At 38.5% G+C, this 22,831-nt stretch carries 22 protein-coding genes; 11 read left to right on the plus strand and 11 right to left on the minus strand.

Annotated elements, in window-relative coordinates; translation table 11 throughout:
- Positions 1-236 precede the first annotated feature (236 nt).
- The 3 genes from FRZ67_RS23810 (at position 237) to FRZ67_RS18210 (ending at position 1,183) form a co-directional block, all read left to right on the plus strand.
- Positions 237-359 carry a helix-turn-helix domain-containing protein gene (locus FRZ67_RS23810; RefSeq protein WP_147191914.1) on the plus strand — a complete coding sequence of 41 codons (123 nt, stop codon included), beginning with the start codon at positions 237-239 and terminating at the stop codon, positions 357-359.
- Between the two features lie 27 nt (positions 360-386).
- Entirely contained in the window at positions 387-539 is a 153-nt protein-coding gene (locus FRZ67_RS23455) for a hypothetical protein (RefSeq protein WP_158638404.1), read from the plus strand.
- 158 nt (positions 540-697) lie between these two features.
- Positions 698-1,183 (plus strand): YcxB family protein, encoded by a 486-nt coding sequence (locus tag FRZ67_RS18210; RefSeq protein ID WP_147191916.1) that lies wholly within the window; start codon positions 698-700, stop codon positions 1,181-1,183.
- A gap of 514 nt (positions 1,184-1,697) precedes the next feature.
- Here the strand turns inward: FRZ67_RS18210 and FRZ67_RS18215 are convergent.
- Both FRZ67_RS18215 and FRZ67_RS18220 read right to left on the minus strand, forming a co-directional pair.
- The gene (locus tag FRZ67_RS18215; protein ID WP_147191918.1) at positions 1,698-3,455 is read right to left on the minus strand and encodes a hypothetical protein; all 1,758 of its coding nucleotides are present in this window, start codon (positions 3,453-3,455) and stop codon (positions 1,698-1,700) included.
- 140 nt (positions 3,456-3,595) lie between these two features.
- The gene (locus FRZ67_RS18220; RefSeq protein WP_147191920.1) at positions 3,596-4,831 is read right to left on the minus strand and encodes a radical SAM/SPASM domain-containing protein; all 1,236 of its coding nucleotides are present in this window, start codon (positions 4,829-4,831) and stop codon (positions 3,596-3,598) included.
- 659 nt (positions 4,832-5,490) lie between these two features.
- On the opposite strand from FRZ67_RS18220, the gene FRZ67_RS18225 reads away from it, so the two are divergent.
- Positions 5,491-5,670, plus strand: coding sequence for a hypothetical protein (locus FRZ67_RS18225; RefSeq protein ID WP_147191922.1), 180 nt, complete (start codon positions 5,491-5,493; stop codon positions 5,668-5,670).
- A gap of 499 nt (positions 5,671-6,169) precedes the next feature.
- Here the strand turns inward: FRZ67_RS18225 and FRZ67_RS18230 are convergent, their stop codons facing one another.
- A complete protein-coding gene (locus FRZ67_RS18230) occupies positions 6,170-6,709 on the minus strand; it encodes a hypothetical protein (RefSeq protein ID WP_225975389.1) in 540 nt (179 codons plus the stop codon).
- A gap of 118 nt (positions 6,710-6,827) precedes the next feature.
- Here FRZ67_RS18230 and FRZ67_RS18235 point away from each other — a divergent pair, with 118 nt between their 5' ends.
- Positions 6,828-7,031 carry a hypothetical protein gene (locus tag FRZ67_RS18235; RefSeq protein ID WP_147191924.1) on the plus strand — a complete coding sequence of 68 codons (204 nt, stop codon included), beginning with the start codon at positions 6,828-6,830 and terminating at the stop codon, positions 7,029-7,031.
- Positions 7,032-7,166: 135 nt separating this feature from the next.
- Here the strand turns inward: FRZ67_RS18235 and FRZ67_RS18240 are convergent, their stop codons facing one another.
- Complete coding sequence (locus FRZ67_RS18240; protein WP_147191926.1) at positions 7,167-7,478, minus strand: hypothetical protein; 312 nt, start codon at positions 7,476-7,478, stop codon at positions 7,167-7,169.
- Positions 7,479-7,870: 392 nt separating this feature from the next.
- On the opposite strand from FRZ67_RS18240, the gene FRZ67_RS18245 reads away from it, so the two are divergent.
- From FRZ67_RS18245 to FRZ67_RS18260, 4 genes are all read left to right on the plus strand, one after another.
- Complete coding sequence (locus tag FRZ67_RS18245) at positions 7,871-8,368, plus strand: YybH family protein (RefSeq protein ID WP_147191928.1); 498 nt, start codon at positions 7,871-7,873, stop codon at positions 8,366-8,368.
- Positions 8,369-8,604: 236 nt separating this feature from the next.
- Positions 8,605-9,789: a THUMP domain-containing class I SAM-dependent RNA methyltransferase gene (locus FRZ67_RS18250; protein WP_147191930.1), complete on the plus strand. Its 1,185-nt coding sequence runs from the start codon at positions 8,605-8,607 to the stop codon at positions 9,787-9,789.
- A 177-nt stretch (positions 9,790-9,966) separates the two neighbouring features.
- Positions 9,967-10,233, plus strand: coding sequence for a MazG nucleotide pyrophosphohydrolase domain-containing protein (locus FRZ67_RS18255; RefSeq protein ID WP_147191932.1), 267 nt, complete (start codon positions 9,967-9,969; stop codon positions 10,231-10,233).
- A gap of 136 nt (positions 10,234-10,369) precedes the next feature.
- A complete protein-coding gene (locus tag FRZ67_RS18260; RefSeq protein WP_147191933.1) occupies positions 10,370-10,672 on the plus strand; it encodes a DUF1330 domain-containing protein in 303 nt (100 codons plus the stop codon).
- A 194-nt stretch (positions 10,673-10,866) separates the two neighbouring features.
- On the opposite strand, the gene FRZ67_RS18265 is transcribed toward FRZ67_RS18260, so the two are convergent.
- Positions 10,867-11,979 carry a Gfo/Idh/MocA family protein gene (locus FRZ67_RS18265; protein WP_147191934.1) on the minus strand — a complete coding sequence of 371 codons (1,113 nt, stop codon included), beginning with the start codon at positions 11,977-11,979 and terminating at the stop codon, positions 10,867-10,869.
- A gap of 107 nt (positions 11,980-12,086) precedes the next feature.
- Complete coding sequence (locus FRZ67_RS18270) at positions 12,087-13,085, minus strand: NADP-dependent oxidoreductase (RefSeq protein WP_147191937.1); 999 nt, start codon at positions 13,083-13,085, stop codon at positions 12,087-12,089.
- A gap of 138 nt (positions 13,086-13,223) precedes the next feature.
- Here FRZ67_RS18270 and FRZ67_RS18275 point away from each other — a divergent pair, with 138 nt between their 5' ends.
- Together FRZ67_RS18275 and FRZ67_RS18280 are read left to right on the plus strand one after the other, a co-directional pair.
- Positions 13,224-14,276 carry a nucleoside hydrolase gene (locus tag FRZ67_RS18275; RefSeq protein WP_225975390.1) on the plus strand — a complete coding sequence of 351 codons (1,053 nt, stop codon included), beginning with the start codon at positions 13,224-13,226 and terminating at the stop codon, positions 14,274-14,276.
- A gap of 172 nt (positions 14,277-14,448) precedes the next feature.
- Entirely contained in the window at positions 14,449-15,873 is a 1,425-nt protein-coding gene (locus tag FRZ67_RS18280) for a DUF1593 domain-containing protein (RefSeq protein WP_147191939.1), read from the plus strand.
- Between the two features lie 25 nt (positions 15,874-15,898).
- On the opposite strand, the gene FRZ67_RS18285 is transcribed toward FRZ67_RS18280, so the two are convergent.
- From FRZ67_RS18285 to FRZ67_RS18305, 5 genes are all read right to left on the minus strand, one after another.
- Entirely contained in the window at positions 15,899-17,047 is a 1,149-nt protein-coding gene (locus FRZ67_RS18285) for an alpha-hydroxy acid oxidase (RefSeq protein ID WP_147191941.1), read from the minus strand.
- Between the two features lie 91 nt (positions 17,048-17,138).
- A complete protein-coding gene (locus tag FRZ67_RS18290) occupies positions 17,139-18,521 on the minus strand; it encodes an FGGY-family carbohydrate kinase (RefSeq protein WP_192903883.1) in 1,383 nt (460 codons plus the stop codon).
- A gap of 81 nt (positions 18,522-18,602) precedes the next feature.
- A complete protein-coding gene (locus FRZ67_RS18295; RefSeq protein ID WP_147191943.1) occupies positions 18,603-19,877 on the minus strand; it encodes a sugar isomerase in 1,275 nt (424 codons plus the stop codon).
- A gap of 65 nt (positions 19,878-19,942) precedes the next feature.
- Positions 19,943-20,257 carry an L-rhamnose mutarotase gene (gene rhaM / locus FRZ67_RS18300; protein WP_147191945.1) on the minus strand — a complete coding sequence of 105 codons (315 nt, stop codon included), beginning with the start codon at positions 20,255-20,257 and terminating at the stop codon, positions 19,943-19,945.
- Positions 20,258-20,579: 322 nt separating this feature from the next.
- Entirely contained in the window at positions 20,580-22,760 is a 2,181-nt protein-coding gene (locus FRZ67_RS18305) for a bifunctional aldolase/short-chain dehydrogenase (RefSeq protein ID WP_147191947.1), read from the minus strand.
- Positions 22,761-22,831: the final 71 nt, after the last annotated feature.

The following is a 22,831-nucleotide window of genomic DNA, read 5'->3' on the forward strand; positions in this document are numbered from 1 at the left end:
AAAATGAAACAGGCGACAAATGCATGAACCGGATAATATAGGCATAAAAATATCATTTATTTCAAAAGGTGACCTAATGGAATCAAGCCAATACGTAATCAGAAATATTGAAGACATTGGGTTTGACAAAGATTAATAGCGATCCGGAATATCTTGCAACTTTTTGAAAGAACTTCACTATTAATAAATTAGATAAATGTTGTACAGAAATAGGTTAACTAAAAATCAACTATTTTATGGACTTAAAAGAACAGATCATTGCGGAGTATTTAACGCAAGGCTGCGGCTTCAGGAAGTTAGCAGCGAAGTATGGCATCAGCAGAACAACCATCTGCAAATGGGTGCTGATTCCCCGATAGCAAGTATATAAAACTGTGTTGGCAGGAATGAGGCGTAGGAAATATATGTTCGCTTTCAGCGCCTTTTCAAACGCAAGCAGGTTTACAACTGTTGCTATAATAACAGAACGTACAAGTGAGACCTTCTTCCACTGGAAGAAGCTGGATAACGAAGATGATAAAGTATATAAAGCCGGGTAGTAATTAGTTTTTTTGCGTAATACTTTTCGTTGTTTATTTCCAGATCTATAAAAAATGATTAAGAATAACCGGTACACTATTTTGACATTAACCTGCTAAACAGATCTATGTATATTTGGCCGGTAAACAAATCTTATATTACTCCCTGAATTTTTAAAATGACCATCAAAACCCATCTTTCCCAACAGGACTATATTAAAGCCAATCTTGTTTTACTGTATAGCAAATGGAATATGAAACTAATTACCGGTATTGGTATTTTTATGTTTTTAGGTTCGTTGCTTACGCTTTTCGCTGATCTGAAATATGGTTCAGGTTCTACTATCCTTGTTGCTTTTTTTATAATGGCGTGGATTCCCCTGCTTACTTATTTTACATCAAGAAAAAATTACACTACCAATAACAGGATAAGTGAACCGATAGAATATACCATAGAAAACAGTGGCCTTTCTATAAAAGGTGAATCGTTTACTTCAACACTTACATGGGATAAATTGTATAAAGTAAGTAAAACAAAAAACTGGATACTGATATGGCAGTCACGCCAGATTGCAAACATGGTACCCGGAAGAAATATCAGCGATGAACAGTTGGGCTATTTAAAAAACATTCTTGTGCAGCATGGTATAAAAAATAACCTGTGAACTACGAGGGCATAAGTATATAAAACATAGCTGGCACAGCAACAAGGCGCAGGATATTGGTGATAGTTTCTTTTGCACAGTGTACCTTTTAATTGTTGCTATAGTAACCAGCCGTACAAGAGTTGCCGTGTGTACACATCTTCTCTATGTTTCGCTCTATTCGAAAACTACAGTTCAATCAAATGAAGCGGTCTTGTTATATTTACGAAAATATTTTTTCCTGGGTTATATTTTTATTTTGCATGCCACTTTTTTCGGAACAGAAAAAAGTGGCATTTATCCTTCAATAAAAACTGATAACATAGGTAGATTATTAATGTAAAGATGGCAACCTGGTCTACTATATAGAATCTGTAATAATAAATTTAAATTGTTGGTTAGCCGTATGAAAAATATTTAACCCGAACTATATCAACTTTTCTTTTTCAACTATACAAAAAGGTTCTTAGTTGCACAAGAAAATGTATGCAAAGGCATGTATTTAATGAAATACAATTTATTCGATGAAACCATTTCAATTTGAAGAATGGCGCACCTGATTTGCTAATGATTGCAATTGTTCCATTTCCAAATATTTTTCTCTTGAAAACCGGTCAAATTCGCCTGGTTTTTTAAACTGTTTTAGCCTTGAAACATTTGCTTTTACAGGATAAGTGTTTTGAATATGGTAATATCCGCCTGACGCAAGGAAATAGGAAACAGTATTAGTTCTATTTTTCTCCGGAACATGAAACTCAAGGTCTATACTTTCATCTTTATTCAGCAGAGAATATATTTTATCTGTTTTGACCAGTTGATCTTTTTGGTCTTCTTTCAGCATATTTTTGGCTGAAACAGGATCGATAGTAAAAGTTTGTAATGAGTCTCCTTCATCATAATCTATGGCTGCATAATCAAGATCCCAAAACCGATAAACTGTTTCGAGCTTGATACGCAAATCTTTACTCGTATTTTCAGGCAGTTTGATTTCCATAACCATATCCCGGTAGTTTTCTGTTCCACTTAAAGGAAAATAGCCTGCATATTCCCATTTTTCTCCATTCTTTACGTAAACTTTTATTGGAAGCCCCTGGTTTAATATAAAGGCTTCCATTTTAGCTGGACTTGTGTTTTCCCAGTAATCCCTATAACGGGAATAGTCCTCGCCAAATAATAAAGTATACTCCTGGTTTAATAGGGCTGCCCAATTACTATTTTTTACACGAACAACTAATTTCGCTTTTCGATTTTCCAATGGCTTTTTGAAATTGAGGTATGCTTTTGAGTAAGTTTCCTGAGAATCATATGTATTAAATGAAAATGAAGTTCCATCTGCTTTACTTAATACTTCTTTTAAATCCTTCTTATCTGAACCCATTGCTATTTCCGGAAGTGAAGGATTGCTTATTGAATAAAACTTTCCATACCTGTCAGCCAGTATCGTGGAACCTTCCTTGTGGTAAACGCCGATGAGTTGGGCAGAATTGAGATATTGGATCTCGTCTTCGTGGCCAGATATGCGTAAACGGATGGCTGAATTTTCAGGCTCTATGTTACCAAGTGGAAGATAGTCCATCCGTTCAAGATTTGCATAAACAGCACCACTGAAAATACCATTCTGATAATCAAAGTTGCCTTTTTGTTCCACATATACTTGCGGGCAACCGCATGATGTGGTGTCACTACCACCATTATAACCACCTGAAGATGATGATCCAATTATTCCTCCAATAATTACAGCAACTAATGTTGCGGTAGTAACTATTCCTACAATACTTATGATAGTACTTGTACTGGTTCTTCCTTTATTAAATTCATAAACGTCCATCCTATAAATGTCTGATAGAGGAACATTAACTTCCGGGTTTTCCAGAGTGGTTTTTTTATCATTATTAACGTACAGATGAACTTCAGACAATACAGCAGCCTTATTTGCATTTTTGAATGGGTTGGGTTTATTACTTTCCGGATTCAATTGGCTGGTATGCTCTGTCGACAATTGGCCACTTTTCCCGGTAAGCACATTATTGCCTATGGAGATATTGTCAAGTTGCAGGATAGTGTCTCTATAATGTATAATAAAATATTTATTTTCTGCCTTTAGTCGTTCAATCATATTGGAATCCACATTGGTAGTTGTTCCGGTATTATAAAATTTCCTGAAACAACCTGCGAGAATGATGATTCCCAAAACAATGAAAATATAATTTCTCCATTTCCATCTTAATAAAAGGAGCAAGGGAAAGAAGAATAAGGTGCTGTGCTGTGACAAGCGGGAAATTATCGGCTTCATAAGTTAATTTTTATATTGTGAAATTGATTTTATTTAGTTCAATATTTCAATGACCTCAATTCTAACATTACATAGGATAAATCAGTTTTTGCGAAGAATATCAACCAGGGTTTCTTTAATCATAGGCTTACGGGTTCATACTAATTTGTTTTAAGCTGATCGTTGGATTTCGAAGTAAATTCAATCATTGAACACCCCCTTTCTCTTAATGAGCGAATGTTTTTTTCCAAATTCCCGGCAGAGGCATGAAACAACTTATTTTTACAGAAAGGGCAAGCATGTACGTATCCATTAGCATCAACGTAAAGAAAATGTAATCCTCCTCCGGGGCATCCGTTTTGCCTTTTTATCATTGCAGGATAACTGGCAATTGGATAGCCTGAATAAGAAGTATCAAAATTTAAGAGGTAAAAAAAATGTTCGAGGATTTCTTTATTCTCTTTATTAAGTGAGACATTTTTTTGCCAGTAATGACCAACAGCTTCTGGTTCCAGGAATTGAATGAATGATGCTCCTGCATCACGGCAAATCCTTGCATACCTGGCAAGGTTATTCATAGATATGAAATCATTTGTTGCGCAGCAGGAAAATGCAAGCAACAATCCACTATCAATAACATTTCGGGCAGATTGCAAGGCTTTTCGGTAAGAGCCTTGTATGCCACGGAATTGGTCATGTTTTTCTGATTCATGATGGTCAAGACTGATTATTACACCTGTAAGTCCATGATTTTTTAGCCGTGCGGCTTTTTCAGCAGATAAATTATACCCATTGGTAAACATCCAGAAATCTATCCCTTCAGGAACTGAATCAAGTATAAAAATAATATCTTCAATCCTGTTGAGGGGTTCTCCTCCGCTTAGGTGTACCTGCGAAATACCTATCCGGTAAAAACGGTTTATAATATCAACGAGATCGGAAGCTGATAAACTGTCTTTCCTGTTCAAATTGTCCCACTCAACGCAATGTTCACATTGAAAGCCACATTTATTAGTTATGGCAAAAACAAGTGAAAACAATGAAATGTCAGGGCTTTGTGAAAATAAATTTAATGAATGATTTATACCGCGGTTAAATACACCTGATGGCCAACCAGGTGTATGCAAATTCATATAATATTTATGAGCCCTTTTTACAATTTTTGGATGTGTAGTTTTAAACCCCTTCCTGGTATTAATAACTTTGGCTGCAAGAGAAAATGCCTTCCATGGATTTTTGTATCTTAATAGTGCAAGCCAGGTAACGTTTAAACCTATTAGCAAGCTTACAATCAAATATTCCCACCCAGTTACAATTTTATTGCTACTGTTATAAGAAAATTTGAAAAATCTTCTCTTATTTACCGGTACCTCCACTTCTCTATAAGTTTCCTTCATAAAAAGATTTTTTTGATGAATTGTAGCACATTACAAAATCACTTTTTCACTGGCACTATTACTCTTTTTGTGGCCTTTTAAATAATAGGTAATTTCGTGACACTTTATCTATTTGTCGCTGACCAAAACACTATAAAGAGATGATATTAGTCACATTTATAAGTGATTTCGTTTAGCCCTTTGAGACTGGGGAAGACGTTGATTGGAAATCGAAAATAGAATTCCAATGTCTGAAGGCAAAACATGCTGTAATACAAAAGCAGGAAAATATTGGTGGAAAATTTGATGAAGAAAATCAGGATCTGCTGTCTGCATTGTGTTTAGAAAACACCTGCCAACTAGTAGTGAAATGTAAATTATAAAAGTGTAATATTAGCCTTAGCCTGAGGCATAAATTTTGAACAAGCGTCTGGGCAAATTATTATAAGCAAGGCTTAAGATAGCAATGCTTGTGGGCAAACTTCCGTCTCCGCAGTGTCTCCTGCAAGGGACGCTGCGGGTTATTGGTAGTAAATAAAATCTTCATCACGATACCGCAGCGTCCTCGACCTGCACACACAAACCAATAGAGAGACACTGCGGAAAACATCCCCGATAGCAAGATTTTCGCTGATCCGAAATATGGTTCAGGTTCTACTATCCTTGTTGCTTTTTTTATAATGGCGTGGATTCCCCTGCTTACTTATTTTACATCAAGAAAAAATTACACTACCAATAACAGGATAAGTGAACCGATAGAATATACCATAGAAAACAGTGGCCTTTCTATAAAAGGTGAATCGTTTACTTCAACACTTACATGGGATAAATTGTATAAAGTAAGTAAAACAAAAAACTAGATACTGATATGGCAGTCACGCCAGATTGCAAACATGGTACCCGGAAGAAATATCAGCGATGAACAGTTGGCCTATTTAAAAAGCATTCTTGTGCAGCATGGTATAAAAAATAACCTGTGAACTACGAGGGCATAAGTATATAAAACATAGCTGGCACAGCAACAAGGCGCAGGATAAGTGTGTTAGCTTCCTGTGCCTTTGTAAACGCAAGCATGTGGGTTATTTAAAACTGCAGCTATAATAACCGAACGTACAAGAGTGCGACGCAACGAAGATGCTACCTGCTACAAAGCCGGGATAATAATTATTGCTTTTAAAAAGTTAATCAACATAGTGTTCCTTTCAGGTAACATTGTGTAGAAAAAAGGGTATATAATAAAGACCCGGGTATTTATTCATTGAACAAAATTGTAAGAAATAACAGGAAATAAAAGATATCTTTTAACAATAAAAAAAGGGCTGTATCTGCAGCCCTTTTTTATTTTGCTTGTTTAAGTGTTTAGTATATATCAGAAGCTCCATAGCCTTCCCAGGTTTCCCTGATCGCTGCGGCATCTTCCACATTGTTTGTCTTTACACTGAGCACTATTCTCCCGTCCTTAACACTCTTTTCGTACACCTTTGCATGCTCTTCTTTAATTCCTGAACCTACGAGTGCACCTATAAGACCACCTGTGAGGCCACCGGCACCTGCACCTGCAAGACCTGCTGCAATAGGGCCTGCAATTACCAAACCTAAACCAGGTATTATAAGATTAGTACCTAAAGCAGCAATTACACCAGCGATAGCGCCTACTGTGCCGCCAATTGCGGAACCTGTGCCTGCGCCTTCCATTGCTTTGCTTCCTAATTCGGTATGCACTTCTTCGTGTTCTTCATCGAAGTAACGTTTACGTGTATCCTTGCTCATAACGAGGTTGATATCATCTTTTGTATAACCTCTTTCTTCTACTGCCTGAAATGCTCTTTCAGCACTATCCCTGTCAGGAAATGTTGCTGATACAGTTATGTTACCTGTTTGCGTGTTCATGTTCTCCATTGCGTTTAGCTTTTAATTAGTAATATTTAAATTCTTGTTTAGAAACATTATAAAATACCATGCCATGAAAAATAATTTTTCTGGCAACATAATTGAATTGTACTCATAAAATACAATTATGAAATCAGTACTTACTATGCTAGCTTTTTCAATGTTTATTTTGGCTGCAGGCTGTGACAATGACAATGAAGCTAAGGATGATAATAAGATGGATTCTATTGGTAACCCAAGCAGTAATCCTTCTTCTACCAGTGTGTTAACCGATGATAGTACGCAAATAAGAAACGACGATACCATGCATATTGACACATTAAGACATTAATTTTTTCTTTGATTATTTTTAGTGAGTGGAGGGCATAAATAAAATATGCCCTCTTTTTTTTGTTGTATAAATACATTATTATGATGCTTCATTTCGGGAAACAATTACCCTTTATACAATTTAATACACACGTACTTATTCATCTGTAAAAACATCCGCAAATTCCACTTCATGACCTGCGGATATTTTATCACCAATGATTTTGCTTAAAGCGCTTTCCTGTTCTGAATCAATATGCACCCACCTGGTTTTACCAAATTTACCTTTGATAGCTTTTATCCTGATGTCGAATAAAACGGACACGTTTTTTTGGCCATTAATGTTTGTAATATTCCGGATAATATAATAGGGTTCTGAATGGTGAAGTTCAACTTCGGACTGCAAGTGGAGTTTAATTGCACGGGTAACAGGATAATCAAACTGTATTTGAAAAGTTTTGGTTTTCATAACATTTAGCTTTCACGGTTAATAGATGATTTTATTTACCTAAAACTTAATGCTGTATACTATTGGAGCATTCAAAATAAATGCCAGACCAGGACTGCAATCAAACATTTTTGAAAATAATCTTGTATTAATGTAAACTATCAGGATGAAAGAGAATGTGTGGGCGGTTTCCTGCCTTTTCAAATATAGGCATGCTATTTACAACCGTTGCTATAATAATGAAACGTACAGGTGAGTGATGCAACCCGGCGGATGGGCTGCAACAAATGATGCCGTGAAAATAAAAGCCGGTAAAGAAATTATATCTTCAACAAAATGTATCTTCAGCAATACAAAATAGACTTTGGCAAGTGTGAGCGTATCCAAAAGAGTAAATACTAAAATCAAATACTATGCGGAATATATTTGTACTAATTGTTACAGCACTTACCTGCTATGGCTTGCTCTCCTGTAATGGAGCTAATACCGGGGACTCAGCAGTTTCAAAAACAGTAAACCCAACTTTCGACAAACAACGGGCTGGCTCATTTATAGACAGTATTAATGCAAAATTTGCAGAACAAATTGCTTCGGGAGATTCTGTTGCATTGGCCGCTCATTATTGGCCGGATGCTGAGTTATTGCTTGACAACAGCGAAGTAGCAAAAGGTAATGATATTCTTAGTGCGTGGGGCGCAGCAATACGTATGGGGATTAAAGAAATGACTTTTTCCACAACAGATATAACAGGGAGTTCAACATTTATAATTGAAACAGGCAATTATGAAATGAAAGATGGAAATAAATCATTGATCGACAGAGGCAAGTATGTAGTAGTGTGGGAAAACAGAAATGGAGAATGGAAATTGTATCGTGATATAGGGAGCACCAGTATGCCGGCAGTAAAATAAAATCTTCTGCGGATAGCGCACATATAACACATAGCTGGCACAGTAATAAGGTGCAGGGTTATTACAGCTATGTGTCAGTTTCCTTTGCTTTTGTAAACGCAAGCATGCAGTTTATTTACAACTGCTGCTACACATATCCAAACGTACAAGTGTGCGACGCAAGAAAAGATCAATAGCACCACTTCAGCCTGCTACATAAAAATTATTTTGTTCGCGGAAACTTTATCTTTATCGCGATGAGTTTATACACTACCAAAGCGGCTATTACCATTACCTGCCACAAGCGCATTATGCCTTACCTGGCGCAGGAAGTAACAGCACTGGGCTTTGAAGTGGAAGAAAGTTTTGTAACCGGTGTGCGGTTGCATGGCACCATCAATGACTGCATAAAATTAAACCTTAACCTGCGGTGTGCAAGCCAGGTGTTGTATAGCCTGAAGCAATTTAAAGCTGCTGATGCTGATGCTGTTTATCGTAACATACTCAAATACGAATGGGAAAATATTCTTCCTGCAAACGGTTATTTTTCCATCACCAGTAATGTAAGTAATGATACTATCAATAACAGCATGTTTGCGAACCTGCGTGTAAAAGATGCCATCAGTGACAGGTTTCGGGAACAACGTGGCATACGGCCATCCACGGGTTCGGAACTTACAGGAGCCGTCATTCATTTATACTGGAAGCATGATGATGCAGAAATTTTTATTGATACTTCCGGCGATTCACTGGCGCGGCATGGTTACCGCAAAATACCAGGCCTTGCCCCTATGCTGGAATCACTGGCTGCAGCAACTATTTATGCAACCTGCTGGGACAGAGTTTCGCCATTTGTAAATCCTATGTGCGGTTCCGGCACACTGGCTATTGAAGCTGCCATGATCGCTACGAACAGGCGACCCGGTTTGTTCAGAACTAATTATGCATTCATGCATTTGCAGGGTTACAATGCAACTGTTTATGAGCAGGAAGATGCATTGCTGGAACAACAAATTATTGATGTGCCCGGTCTGCGTATCATTGCCACCGACTATAGTGAAAAAGCTATTGAGAATGCAAAAAAGAATGCAGTGGCTGCGGGTGTTGCAAAGCTTATTGAGTTTAAAGTTTGTGATTTTGCTGAAACTGAAATTCCGCAAAATGTTCCGGGCATTTTTTATGTAAACCCTGAATATGGTGAGCGGCTTGGTGATATAACTGAACTTGAAAAAACCTACAGCCGCATCGGCGATTTTATGAAACAAAAGTGCGGTGGTTATTTTGGTTATGTGTTTACCGGCAACTTAGACCTTGCAAAAAAAATTGGTCTGAAAGCCAAACGAAGAATAGAATTTTATACGAGCACTATTGACTGCCGCTTACTGGAATATGAATTGTATGCAGGCAGCAGGACGATGATAAAAAAGCAGAAAGAAGCATAATATTTTTTTGAACCCGGCTTTTGTATTTATGGCAACATCGTTGCGTCGCACTCTTGTGCCGCAATGCATTATTGAGCATAAACACACGGTCAGACGGCTCAAAGCCGTCAGACCGTTACAGCAAATTTTTTTTGTCTGCAGTCATACTTTAACATCAATACTTATAAATTATATTTTATGGAAATCTCAGCACTGCAAAAAATAGTAAAAGACAGGTATTTCGAAACCGATAACGCAAAAGGTATTTATCATACTGCCTTATGGTTTCATGAAGAAGTGGGCGAACTTTCTTCTGCCATTGCAAGCGGCAACAAAGAGAATGCAAAGGAAGAATTTGCAGATGTGCTGATGTGGTTATTAACGCTGGCCAATATCATGGATATAGATATGGAAGATGCGATTGCTGCGTATTTAAATGATGCAGGGAAGATGCCTTCGAAATGAATGTATGTAGCTTCTTGCAATAGCAGGAGTATAAAGTATGAAAGGCGCAGCGATGTAAACGCAGGCATGCAGGTTATTTAAAATTATATCCGGAAATGACGTTACCTTTCTCAACCCAATAACTAACGGCACAAACATGATATTCATAACCCAGCTAATTTATATTATTGAAGGGCAGGAAAATGTGTTTCATCAATTTGAAGACATTGCCATTCCAGCTATTTTAAAATATAACGGAAGGCTGTTGTTGAGAGTAAGACCAACCGAAAAAAGTTTTATAGAAAGTCATATAGAACAACCTTACGAAATTCATTTGGCAGCGTTTGATACGGAACAGGATTTTAAGAACTTTATGCAGGATGAAGAACGTAAGAAGTTTTTGCATTTGAAAGAACGGTCAATAAGGTCATCGGTGTTAATACAAGGCACAAAACTATAAGGGAGATAATTTGCAGGCAGGTGTAAATTACGCCGTTGCTATTATAACCGAACGTACAAGTGAGTGACACAACAGGTTATGCCATAGAATACCGTTGCCGGCTTCAAAGGAATTATGCTGCTTGAAAAATTATAACACGCGGAAAACATGCCCGCCACGCACGGTGAGATAGTGGACTGACTTTTGGCATAACATTATTTTTTAAAGTAGATCGTTTTACCTGTTTTAGCAGATGCTCCTGCCGCATCAAGAATACGCACTACGGTAATATTTGTGTTCAATGCATAGAGGCCATTTTCGGGAACGGTAATTTTATTGCGCAGTACATTGGCGAGATAAGCAAAAGGATCCGTATATACATTAAGGTCCGTAGCATTTACCTCTTCGCTGTGTTCAACAGAATCGGGTTGCGATCTTAACCGCATGTTGGTATTGTTGGTTGAAATGATATAACCTTTATCTCCATACACTTCCATATCTTTTCTGCCGAAGGGCCAGTTCCAGGAAGCTTGTATAATACATTGGGCAGTGGGATAAGTAACAATTATGGTTGCTTCATCATCCACCTTTGGATAAATATCCGGTTTAAAATGTTGCGTAACTGCTGTAACTGAAACGGGTTGCTGCCCATGCATTAAATAAGTCATTAAGTTGGCGCCATAGCAACCAAAGTCGATAAGTGCGCCGCCGCCATTTTGCACAGGATCGGTAAGCCATTCGAAAAAATTTTTGCTTACGCCGATTTCTTTTGGTCCCTGGTGACCATCGTGGATCACTACTTTTTTTATGTTGCCGATATAATTGCTATCGTTTATCAGGTTGTATGTTTTTGCAGTTGAAGGATACCAGGAGGTTTCAAAATTGGTAAGCAGTTTTATGTTGAATTTTTTTGCCAGTGTATCCATACGCAATGCTTGCTGGTAAGTTGTAGCAAGTGGCTTTTCTACCATTACATGTATATGCCGCGGTGCACAGGCTTCTACTACCTGCATGTGTTCATAGATAGAACCAAAAGCCACCACTGCTTCTGGTTTTAATGCATCCAGCATTTTATTAAGATCGGTATAAAACAATGCTTCATTAAGGCTATATTTTTTTGCATAGCGCTCAGCCAGTTCTTTATCCGGCTCGTAGATACCTGCAATGGTAACATCGGGTTTGTTTCTGCTTAAGATCCATCCTACGTGGTCATGTGTAATACGTGCCACACAAATGCGTACGGGAGCTGTTGATTGGGCATTTGAAAAATAAATGCTTACTATAAAACAAATAAGTAAAATACTATGTTTTAAAATATTTTTTTTCATGAGGTAGTATATTTTTCAAAATATAAATTAATCGGGATGGCTTAAAAATACTCTTTTATAATTTCAATTTGATAAGCTATCGCTGTGGGTTAAGCTTTATGTTACAATTATGCTTCCACGATCATCTTACCGGTATTCTCTCCTTTGAATAATCCAAGCAATGCATTGGGCAACTGGTCGAAGCCTTTGATAATTGTTTCCATAAATTTTAGTTTTCCTTCTTTTACCCATTGTGCCAGGTGCTGAATACCTTCCGGAAATATACTTTGATAATCGCTTACAATAAACCCCTGCATCAGTACACTTCTTGTAAGCAATATAGTTTGGAGCCTTGGTCCCATGGGCACTTCAGTGCTGTTGTATAAAGCAATTTGCCCGCATAACGGTATACGTGCGTGAAAGTTGATGTTATAGATTACCGCGTCAGATATTTCGCCGCCCACATTGTCAAAATAGATATCTACATCATTTGGGCATGCTGCAGCGATGGCTGATTTCATATCGGGTGTGGTTTTATAATTGATGGCTTCATCAAAACCAAATTTTTCTTTAAGCAATTTTATCTTTTCATCAGAGCCCGCAATACCAATTACACGACAGCCTAATATTTTCGCTATTTGTCCCACTGCTACGCCTACTGCTCCGGCTGCACCGGATACCACCACTGTTTCTCCTGCTTTTGGTTTACCAATATGTACTAACCCAACATAAGCAGTAAGGCCGGTCATGCCCAGTATACCTAAATAATAGCTTGCCGGTGCAATAACAGTATCAATTTTTTGTATGTTTTTTTCCGAAGTAATGATTTGTTCGCGCCATGGTAATCTTCCTAAAACAAGGTCGCCGGTTTTAAATTTAGCTGACCTGCTTTCTATTACTGTAGCCACTACACCACCTTCCATGGGCTGGTTTAAACGGAAAGGAGGAGTATAAGATTTTGCATCATTCATTTTACTACGCATATATGGATCCACAGAATAATATAAACCCTGCAGCAATACTTCACATTCCTGCAGTTCTGGTAATTCAATATTTTCAAACCTGAAGTTTTCCATGGTGGGTGTGCCTTTTGGCCTTGCTGCAAACACGATCTGTTTGGTTGTCATAATTTTTTTTTGATCAGGTGAAGTTAGCAAAGTTTGATTTCGTTGTCCGGCAATATGCTTTTACCGTAGCTTTAGCAAAATGCCGGGTGATGGTCCACCTGTTCCGGTTAAATCAACTGAGAGAACTAAACAAGCAACATGCAATATAAAATTTATATCATCGTAATCTTACTTTGTCTGCCGGGTACAAATATTTTTGCCCAAACAGGTGCTTTACAAAAAAAGACAGGCTCATTGTTTTCGGACAGCATGGTTAAACCGCGTATGCGCATCATCATTGATAATGATTTTGGTGGCGATCCTGATGGCTTGTTTGAACTGGTGCAACATCTATTATCTCCTTCTGTTGAGATCCGTGCTATCATTGGTTCTCACTTAAGAGCGGGAGATGGTTTTGATCCTTCGAAGGAAACGGCAGCTCATGCAAAAATGAAAATCGAAGAAGTCTTAAACATCATGAATCTCGATAAGACATATAATGTTTTACAAGGTTCAAACTTTGCACTGGAGAACGACAGCACTGCACAACCTTCTGATGCAGCAAGTGCAATTATAAAAGAAGCTATGCGTGATGATACAAAACTTCCTTTGTACGTTGTGTGCGGTGCAGGGCTTACAGATCTTGCAAGTGCGTATCTTCTCGAACCAAAGATTGCCAGCCGCTTAACCCTCATATGGATCGGCGGACCGGAATATCCTGAGCTTGCAACGCCTCCGCCTGGTTATACAACGCTTGAATATAATTTAGGAATAGATTTAAAAGCAGGACAGGTAATATTTAATAAATCATCCATTCCTGTCTGGCAAATTCCACGCAATGTATATCGCCAGGTGATGATGCCTTATTCATCATTGTTATTGAAAGTAAAAACACAAGGCAAGATCGGTGAATACCTCGCAAACAATATTGAACGCGTCATGAAGATGGGTATCAAATATAATTTCAATGTTGGTGAAGTGTATATTGTTGGTGATAGTCCTTTGGTGCTGTTAACTGCGTTGCAATCTTCGTTTGAGCCCGATCCTGCTTCCAGTTTTTATGTGTTGCGGCCTTCGCCGTTTATAAATAACCAGGGCATATATGAAGTAAATCATAAAGGAAGAAATATACGTGTGTACACACAACTCGATGTGCAGTTATTATTCGAAGATCTATATGCAAAGCTTGCTTTGTTTAATCAAAGTAAGTAGCAATACATACATTTGTTATGAACCGGGCTTTAGTATAAATATTAGGCATCGTTGCGTCGCACACTTGTACGTGCTGCCCATTGCTCAGCAAAGAACAAAGTGTTGAAGTGTGCGACGCAAGTTAAGCCTCATAGCAGTATAGAAAGTTGGGTACACAAAATAATACAACCACATGAAAGGAATAATTGCAAAACTGGCAGCGCTATTGTTTATATTATTTTTTATGCATTCTGTTGTGTCTGCACAAACAGCAAAGAAATTAAGAGTATTAGTACTATCAGATATTGAAGCAGACCCTGACGACACGCAGTCGATGATACGATTTTTGTTGTATTCAAATCAATGGGATGTGGAAGGCCTGATAGCCACAACTTCCATTCATCAGCAGGCAAGAGTAGCTCCTGAAAGTATTTTGAAAATACTTGATGCCTATAAAAAAGTGCAACCGAATTTATTAAAACATGAAAAAGGCTATCCTGCTTATGATGCGCTGAAACCTTTAGTGAAAAAGGGTTTGGCGGTTTATGGCATGCAAGGAGTTGGTGAAGGAAGAGATTCAGAAGGTTCTGACTGGATCATAAAAGCATTGAAGAAAAATGATGACCGCCCTTTATGGGTTTCTGTCTGGGGCGGACCAAATACATTGGCCCAGGCATTATGGAAGATAAAAAAAACAAAGAGTGCCGGTGATGCAGAAAAATTGTATAAAAAATTAAGAGTATACACCATCTCTGACCAGGATGACGCAGGACCCTGGATACGAAAAAATTTTCCATCTGTTTTTTATGTGGTAACGCCTGGTTATAATTATGTAAACGCAACATGGCTGGGTATGTCATTTCCAATGCCCGGTTCAAACACAGAAGTTACTTCTGCGGACTGGCTTGCAAAAAATATTCAGCAGGGCCATGGTCCACTTGGTGCTGCGTACCCGGATGTGGCTTATGGAATGGAAGGAGATACGCCATCGTTTTTAAATCTTATCAGCAATGGTTTGAATGATCCTGAACATCCCAATTACGGCGGCTGGGGAGGGCGTTATGCATTTTATCTTCCCGAATTTCAGGATTCTAATACAGGCATGTTTAAAAGAGATAACTGGCCAAAAGATGAACCCGAAACAAGAGCTATCTGGACGAATGCCAGTGATTCAGTTGTATCACCCATTGATAAAAAAAGTTATGTGGGCAATCGTGAAACGATCTGGCGCTGGCGCACAGAATTTCAGCATGATTTTGCTGCACGCATGTTGTGGACAACAAAAAATTTTAATGAATGTAATCATCCGCCTGTTCCTATGCTTGCACACAGCGATCATCTTACCGTAAAATCGGGTGAACAATTTCATTTAAGTGCTGCAGGCACAACAGATCCTGACGGTGATTCAATGAGTTATTTATGGTTTCAATATCCTGAGGCCGGAACCTATAAAGGTATTGTAAGTTTCAGGCCATATTCACCCAATTTGTACGATATACCTGTAACGGCACCGGTTGTTCAAAGCGCTCAGACCATTCATTTTATTTTAAAAGTTACAGACAAAGGAACACCATCATTAACAGGATATAAAAGAGTGATCGTTACAGTGATGCCATAAAAAATAAATAGCAGCAAAATTTTTTTTACTGAATCAAATGATTGGGGAAGTCTGCAACAGTTTTACAGCACACCTGTTCCATTACCTGTTGCAACTGTACTTTCAACATAGAGATGGCATGATTGCCACCTTCATTTCCTAACGCAGCAACACTGTACATAAACGTTCTGCCCATAAAAGTAAAATCTGCACCACTCGCTAAAGTCCTTGCTACATCCGGGCCGGAGCGTATGCCGCTATCCATCATTATTTTTATTTTATGCTTATAATTCTTTACGATCGGTTGCAGAGATTTGATTGCAGATTGCCCGGCATCCAACTGCCTGCCGCCATGATTCGAAACAACAATTCCATCAAAACCCAAACGAATTGCCATCTCTGTATCTTCTTCGCTTGCCACACCTTTCAACACCAGTTTTCCTTTCCACATATCTCTTATCGGTGCAATTTTTTCTTCGTTTACTCTTCCTGAAAAAGTTTTGTTCATGAATAAACCAAGTTGTTTCATGTTCAAACCTTTTGGCATGTAAGGTTTCAATGTTTCAAATGCCGGCTGACCGTGTATCAATGTTTTGATTGCCCATTCCGGCCTGCCCATGATCTGCAAAATATTTTGCACCGTCATCTTTGGCGGCATTGCCAAACCATTTCTTATATCACGTGGCCTGAATCCAAACGTTGGTACATCACTCAGTACAACAAGCACAGGGCAATGAGCAGCTTCAGCTCTTTTAATGATGCTGTCTCTTACTTCTTTCTCTGCAGGATGATACAACTGGAACCATGCTTTACCTTCTGTAATTTCACTGATTCTTTCTATAGATGAAGTTGTAACAGTGCTAAGAATAAAAGGTATATTATGCTCAAACGCAGCCCTGGCAAGTATTTCAGGCGCATTGGGCCACATAAGTCCCTGCAAGCCAACGGGTGCAATTCCAAAAGGCGCATCATATACATGACCGAATAATTCGGTCTTTATATCAGAAGAAACATGCTTCGTTAAATAGTAGGGTTTCAATTCAACCTCTCTTAACTCAGCAGTGTTTTTAAAAAGATTCACATCTTCATTGCAGCCGCCATCAAGATATTCAAAAGCAAAACGTGGAATTTTTTGTTTTGCTTTTTTTATCAGGTCATCTATACCGGGATAATTTGCGTTGTATTTTATTTGCATGTGACTACAATAATTTTATATATGATACCAGCGACAATTTTTTATAGCATCGCCTGTTGCGTCGCAATCACTTTATCGTTCCGTACAGTAATTATGCTTTTTCGGAATGGGCAACAGAATATAATTTCAGATCAATGATATTGTCAGGCAAAGATTTAGCATTCCATTGATGATGTATAGCGAGCGCTGCGCCAAGTGCTGAAGCCTGCGCCACCGTTGCAGCATACACTTCAATACCGGGGAAAGCTTCTGCAAGTAAATGCATATATATAGCATTCCTGCTGAACCCGCCATCTACAAAAATTCTTTTTACACTTTCATTCAATACAAGTTTTGTCGAACGTACCTGCTGTACAATTATATCTGCGATCAACTGATGGTATGCTGCTTCATAATTTTCAAAAGCACTGATATCTCTTGTTGCAAACATTGATTGCTTCATCATGCCATTGTCACCTGCTGTAGCTTTTCCCGCAGTATGCAACTTATTCAAAATCTTTTCATCCAAAGCAACACTGGTAAAATAGTTGCCGGCTTTGTTAAAATGCGCTGCTAATCTTTTTGTTTGCTGCTCATGTTCATTACCGGCAAATAGGCGGGAAGCTTTTACCGGTGTTCCTTTATAGGAAAGGTAACATAAGCAATCCTGGTGCAGTTCAAGATCAGTAAGTAAACTATGATTGAAAGGATTAAGGCTGATGCACCATGTACCTGTTGACAATAAGATGAATGGCTCTGTAAAAGCTGAAAGATATGGTATCAGTGCAGCAGAGCTATCATGTAAGCCAATTCCAATGGCTATTTTACGCGTATCATTATTGGCATGCACAATATTATCTCCACGATAAATAGGTGCAAATTTTGTACGCATTCCTTCATCATATACCCATTTGTGGTATTTATGAATTTTAAAATTCCACAACTGTGTGTGGCAACCAACACTGGTTATATCTGTAGCTGCTCTGGCTGAAACAATAAAACTTAGATACTGAGGCAGGTGGAGGGAATATTTTATCTGCTCATAAATTTTCGGTTGCTCATATTTCAAACGATACAACTGCATTCCTGAATTCAAATTCCCCAACACAGGCGATGCTGTTTGTTTTGCAATTAAACTTTCACCACCATAAGTGTCATAAAATTTTTTCTTTAAATTTTCAGGATAAGGTTTCAGGTAATTGTATAATGGCGTTAGCGGTTTATAAAAATCATTCAGGTGCACAAAACTTGCACCATAACCAGAAAAATTTACCGCTTTTACATCATACTGTTTGTTCGCAATAAGCTGCCAGTATTTTTCCCAAATCCAGTTGGTCAGGGCTTTTAAATCTTCGCAGGGAAAGCCATCTTCGTCTGTTGTTTCGTCGAGCTGCACACTTTCTTCCTGCACAACATGATATTGTTCATCAAACAATAATATTTTTTTATTGGTTTTGCCAATGTCGAAGATCGCTATGACAGAGATTTTATTCATGTTTATTATGGGCCAAAATGTATTGCTACTATGAAACTTTTCTTGCGTCGCACTCTTGTACGCTTTGTTCTTTGTTCAACACTACAAACCAGTTGCAACAGTTTTCGATCCACGTTGTTTAATTAGACTTTCTCTTACTTTTTCACTTCTGTATACAGACAGTGGATTTAACACACCGCCACTTCTTAATCTTGCTTCTGCAACAAGTGCACGAACATCTGTACGAAATGCCTGCTGCAAAATTTCCTGTGCAGTTACTACATCATTATTATTCTGGGCCTCTGCTAACCTTTTCCTGTCAACCAACAATGCCTGGGCATAGGTGATCATGATTGCCTCTACGGATTGTAATAAATCTTCAAGCGGATCTTTTACATTGTGACTCGCATCAATCATCCAGCCAAGGTCTGTTGCATGGTTCATATCTTTTGCATCCATGCCTTCAACCAGTTCATTGAAGATGAGAAATAGTTGATATGGTTTTATACTGCCAACAGTAAGATCATCATCTCCATATTTACTGTCATTGAAATGAAAGCCACCAAGCTTTCCTTCCATCAACAACAATGCAACGATCTGTTCAATATTTGCGTTTGGCAAATGATGCCCAAGGTCAACTAATGTGTATGCTTTCTTGCCAAGCTTACTTGTATATAATAATGATTGTCCCCAATCTCCAACAGTTGTGGAATAAAAGTTAGGTTCAAATGCTTTGTACTCTACAAACATTTTCCAGTGATCGGGCAGAGCTGCATATACTTCCTGCAAACTTTCCAATGTATTCTGAAATGCTTTTCTAAAATTCAACTGGCCGGGAAAGCATGAACCATCACTTAACCAAACGGTTAATGATTCAGAACCCAACTCTAAGCCATATTTAACTACTTCAATATTGTGATCAACTGCTTGTTTGCGCACCGCTTTATCTACATGCTGCATGGATCCATACTTATAACTCAATTCCTGATCAGGCTGATCCTGGAAAGTGTTGGAGTTCATGGCATCGAACTTTAAACCGTTTTGTGCAGCGAGTGCTTTAATGTGTGATGCATTTTCCGGAATATCCCACGGAATGTGTAAAGAGATAGCTCCACTACTTCTGTTCAATGCATGTAGCAAACCAATGTCTTCAATTTTTTCTTCAAGGTTACGCGGTTCGCCACCACCGGGAAAACGGCCAAACCTTGTACCGCCTGTACCCAGCGCCCAGCTTGGGATTGCCACCTGGAAGTCTATCAACTTTTGCAGCAAACCATTTACATCTTTTATATCTGCGGCAATAAAATCAAACTTGCGCTGGTGCTCTTTCTGCAGCGAATGGTTGTGTTCTTCGAGTTTATATTTTTCTATTTGCATAGCAATGTTATTTTGTCTGAACCATGATTTTCAGGATTCACCTGATTATCCTGATTCTTTATTCATTATGGTAAATAATATACTTCTTTCAATGGAATATTTATTGGAGAATTGTCATCATTGGTCTCCATAATGTCTTTCATATAATCCCACCATTTTTTCATTATTGGTTCATTGGGCAGATCATCAAGTTTCGTTTTATCTGCTATAGTAAGGTAACCAAATAATATGTTTGTTTCTTCGTCTAAGAAAATGGAATAATCTTTTATGCCTTCGTGTTTGAGCAACGATTGTAATTCCGGCCATAAGGCATCATGACGCTTTTTGTATTCGTCTTCACAACCTTTAAAGAGTTTCATTTTGAATGCTACACGTTGCATATTTTTTATTTATTTACTTTTTGTCTTGATACAAAAAGTAACAAAAAAATCAAGAACGGATGATATACAGCACATCCGTTCATTCGCCTTGATTTGGCTCTTGTAACATCTGTGACTTCAGCTATTTTTTCTTTACTCATCAATGATGCGTAATTTACAATTCTACTTTATGTTTTAGCCGCATAACGATATATTGTACAAGTGTGCGACGCAACAGGCGATGGTACAAAGAACAGTAGTCAGGCTCAAAATAATATTTATTAAACGTACAATTTTCAATGAACATACTTTATAACTCCCCTTTAGGGGACGGGGGTTTCTTCTATCTCAAAAACGCCATAGCCACACCACCATCAACATTCAATGTGTTACCGGTTGATTTATTTAATAGACCACCAACAAAAGCATAACATGCGTTGGCAATATCTTCAGGCAGAATAACTTCATTGAGCAAAGTGCGCTTTGCATAGTATGCGGGCAACTCTTCAACCGTGATGCCGTATGCTTTTGCACGGCCTTCTGCCCAGCCGCCAGCCCATATATTACTGTTTGCAATAACCGCATCAGGGTTTACAGTGTTTACACGTATCTTATCTGCACCAAGTTCTGCAGCCAGCAAACGTGTAAGATGCGCCTGCGCAGCTTTTGCGCTTCCATAACCTGCATTGTTTGGCCCGGCAACTACAGAATTTTTTGAGACAATATTGATGATGTCTCCGCCAATATTTTGTTTGCGCATGATCTCCACGCCAAGCTTTGATACCAGAAACTGACCTTTCACCAAAATATCATACAGCTTATCCCAATCTTCAATTGAATGATCAGTGATAGATTTTGAAATGCTGATGCCCGCATTGTTTACCACAATGTCGACACCACCAAAAGCAAGTACTGCATTTGCATAAGCTTTTTCGATAGAAGCATTATCTGTTACATCGAGTAATGTTGATGCGGCAGTATCTCTGCCAAATTGTTTTTGAAATTCCTGCATGGCTTCATTCATACGCCCTTCATTAATATCATTAATGATAATACATGCACCTTCTTCTGCGAATCTTTTAGCAATTGCTTTTCCTATTCCTCCTGCGCTTCCTGTTATGAGTGCAATTCTGCCGCTCAATGATTTTGGCTTGGGCATGCGTTGCAGCTTGGCTTCTTCCAATAACCAGTATTCAATGTTGAATGCTTCCTGCCTTGGCAATGATGTGTATTCACTAACTGCTTCGGCGCCACGCATAACATTAATAGCATTGATATAAAATTCTGAAGCTACCCTTGTTGTTTGTTTATCTTTTGCAAAGCTGAACATACCTACACCGGGATATAAAATGATCACGGGATTTGCATCACGTATAGCAGGACTGTTTGGATGTTTGCAACTGTTGTAATATTCCGTATACATCTTTCTGTATGCTTCAAACAACGGAGCGATCTTTTCTTTGATTGCTGCAGTATTCGTTACGTCTTCATCTGTTGAAAGATTTAATACAAGCGGAGAAATTTTTGTACGCAGAAAATGGTCGGGGCAGCTTGTACCAAGAGGCGCTAATCTTTCAAGGTCATTTGAATTGATGAATTGTAATACACGGTCATCATCGGTAAAATGACCGATCATGCCCCCAACCCCTGAAGGGGAGTTTTTAGGGTAACCTGATGAACACAATCCCCTTAAAATTGGAGCGAGTGTTGCTGCTTTTTTCAACCGTTCTTCTTTGGGTAATGGTTCTATTTTTTGTCCGCCGAAAATGGCGCCTTTCTTTCCATAATTATCTTCAAGGTATTGTGCGCAACGCTCAATTACTTCAAGGGTGTTGATATAGCTTTCATAAGCTGTATCGCCCCAGGTAAATAATCCATGTGAGCCAAGCATAATGCCACGGATACCAGGATTTTCATCAAGACATTGTTTCAACATGAGGCCGAGTTCAAAACCGGGTTTCTGCCATTTTACCCAACCGATTGTTCCGTTGAATAATTCCTTTGTTATTTTCTCTCCATCTTTTGCAGCCGCGATTGCAATAGCTGCATCAGGATGTAAATGGTCGATATGTTTGAATGGAAGAAATCCATGCAACGGTGTATCTATTGAAGGAGCTTTTGATGCAAGATCATAAATGCAATGATTGAACAACTCTACCATTTCATCTTCATATTCTAACCCCCGATAGATATTTTTCAGACTGCGTAAACGGTCAACATATAAAGCTGCAAGTCCGTTGCGTTTCATGGTACCAAGATCGCCGCCACTGCCTTTTACCCACATCACTTCTGTTTCTTTTCCCGTCAAAGGATCTTTGGCCATTGCTTTACAGGATGTGTTGCCGCCACCGTAGTTTGTCAAGCGCAGGTCAGCTCCAAGCAAGTTAGAACGATATACCAATAAGGCTACTTCATCGCCTGCAAGTTCTGCTGCTTTGGCTTCGTCCCACAAATATGAAACGTGTTTGAAACCCCCAACCCCTAAAGGGGAGCTGTAAATCTCATCATTTTTAATTGTGCCCATAACTAATATTTTTTATTGTTGTTAACGATCTTTCTATTCTTTGGTAATCGTTCCTTGTGTCACTAACCTGT

This window comes from Panacibacter ginsenosidivorans, from assembly GCF_007971225.1.
GTDB classification, from domain to species: domain Bacteria; phylum Bacteroidota; class Bacteroidia; order Chitinophagales; family Chitinophagaceae; genus Panacibacter; species Panacibacter ginsenosidivorans.

What these genes read in the sequence shown, in the direction of transcription:
- FRZ67_RS23810 (WP_147191914.1), top strand. Translation starts at nt 237, where the DNA reads ATGGACTTAAAAGAACAGATCATTGCGGAGTATTTAACGCAAGGCTGC.
- FRZ67_RS23455 (WP_158638404.1), top strand. Translation starts at nt 387, where the DNA reads ATGAGGCGTAGGAAATATATGTTCGCTTTCAGCGCCTTTTCAAACGCA.
- FRZ67_RS18210 (WP_147191916.1), top strand. Translation starts at nt 698, where the DNA reads ATGACCATCAAAACCCATCTTTCCCAACAGGACTATATTAAAGCCAAT.
- FRZ67_RS18215 (WP_147191918.1), bottom strand. Translation starts at nt 3,455, where the DNA reads ATGAAGCCGATAATTTCCCGCTTGTCACAGCACAGCACCTTATTCTTC.
- FRZ67_RS18220 (WP_147191920.1), bottom strand. Translation starts at nt 4,831, where the DNA reads ATGAAGGAAACTTATAGAGAAGTGGAGGTACCGGTAAATAAGAGAAGA.
- FRZ67_RS18225 (WP_147191922.1), top strand. Translation starts at nt 5,491, where the DNA reads ATGGCGTGGATTCCCCTGCTTACTTATTTTACATCAAGAAAAAATTAC.
- FRZ67_RS18230 (WP_225975389.1), bottom strand. Translation starts at nt 6,709, where the DNA reads ATGGAGAACATGAACACGCAAACAGGTAACATAACTGTATCAGCAACA.
- FRZ67_RS18235 (WP_147191924.1), top strand. Translation starts at nt 6,828, where the DNA reads ATGAAATCAGTACTTACTATGCTAGCTTTTTCAATGTTTATTTTGGCT.
- FRZ67_RS18240 (WP_147191926.1), bottom strand. Translation starts at nt 7,478, where the DNA reads ATGAAAACCAAAACTTTTCAAATACAGTTTGATTATCCTGTTACCCGT.
- FRZ67_RS18245 (WP_147191928.1), top strand. Translation starts at nt 7,871, where the DNA reads ATGCGGAATATATTTGTACTAATTGTTACAGCACTTACCTGCTATGGC.
- FRZ67_RS18250 (WP_147191930.1), top strand. Translation starts at nt 8,605, where the DNA reads ATGAGTTTATACACTACCAAAGCGGCTATTACCATTACCTGCCACAAG.
- FRZ67_RS18255 (WP_147191932.1), top strand. Translation starts at nt 9,967, where the DNA reads ATGGAAATCTCAGCACTGCAAAAAATAGTAAAAGACAGGTATTTCGAA.
- FRZ67_RS18260 (WP_147191933.1), top strand. Translation starts at nt 10,370, where the DNA reads ATGATATTCATAACCCAGCTAATTTATATTATTGAAGGGCAGGAAAAT.
- FRZ67_RS18265 (WP_147191934.1), bottom strand. Translation starts at nt 11,979, where the DNA reads ATGAAAAAAAATATTTTAAAACATAGTATTTTACTTATTTGTTTTATA.
- FRZ67_RS18270 (WP_147191937.1), bottom strand. Translation starts at nt 13,085, where the DNA reads ATGACAACCAAACAGATCGTGTTTGCAGCAAGGCCAAAAGGCACACCC.
- FRZ67_RS18275 (WP_225975390.1), top strand. Translation starts at nt 13,224, where the DNA reads ATGCAATATAAAATTTATATCATCGTAATCTTACTTTGTCTGCCGGGT.
- FRZ67_RS18280 (WP_147191939.1), top strand. Translation starts at nt 14,449, where the DNA reads ATGAAAGGAATAATTGCAAAACTGGCAGCGCTATTGTTTATATTATTT.
- FRZ67_RS18285 (WP_147191941.1), bottom strand. Translation starts at nt 17,047, where the DNA reads ATGCAAATAAAATACAACGCAAATTATCCCGGTATAGATGACCTGATA.
- FRZ67_RS18290 (WP_192903883.1), bottom strand. Translation starts at nt 18,521, where the DNA reads ATGAATAAAATCTCTGTCATAGCGATCTTCGACATTGGCAAAACCAAT.
- FRZ67_RS18295 (WP_147191943.1), bottom strand. Translation starts at nt 19,877, where the DNA reads ATGCAAATAGAAAAATATAAACTCGAAGAACACAACCATTCGCTGCAG.
- rhaM (WP_147191945.1), bottom strand. Translation starts at nt 20,257, where the DNA reads ATGCAACGTGTAGCATTCAAAATGAAACTCTTTAAAGGTTGTGAAGAC.
- FRZ67_RS18305 (WP_147191947.1), bottom strand. Translation starts at nt 22,760, where the DNA reads ATGGGCACAATTAAAAATGATGAGATTTACAGCTCCCCTTTAGGGGTT.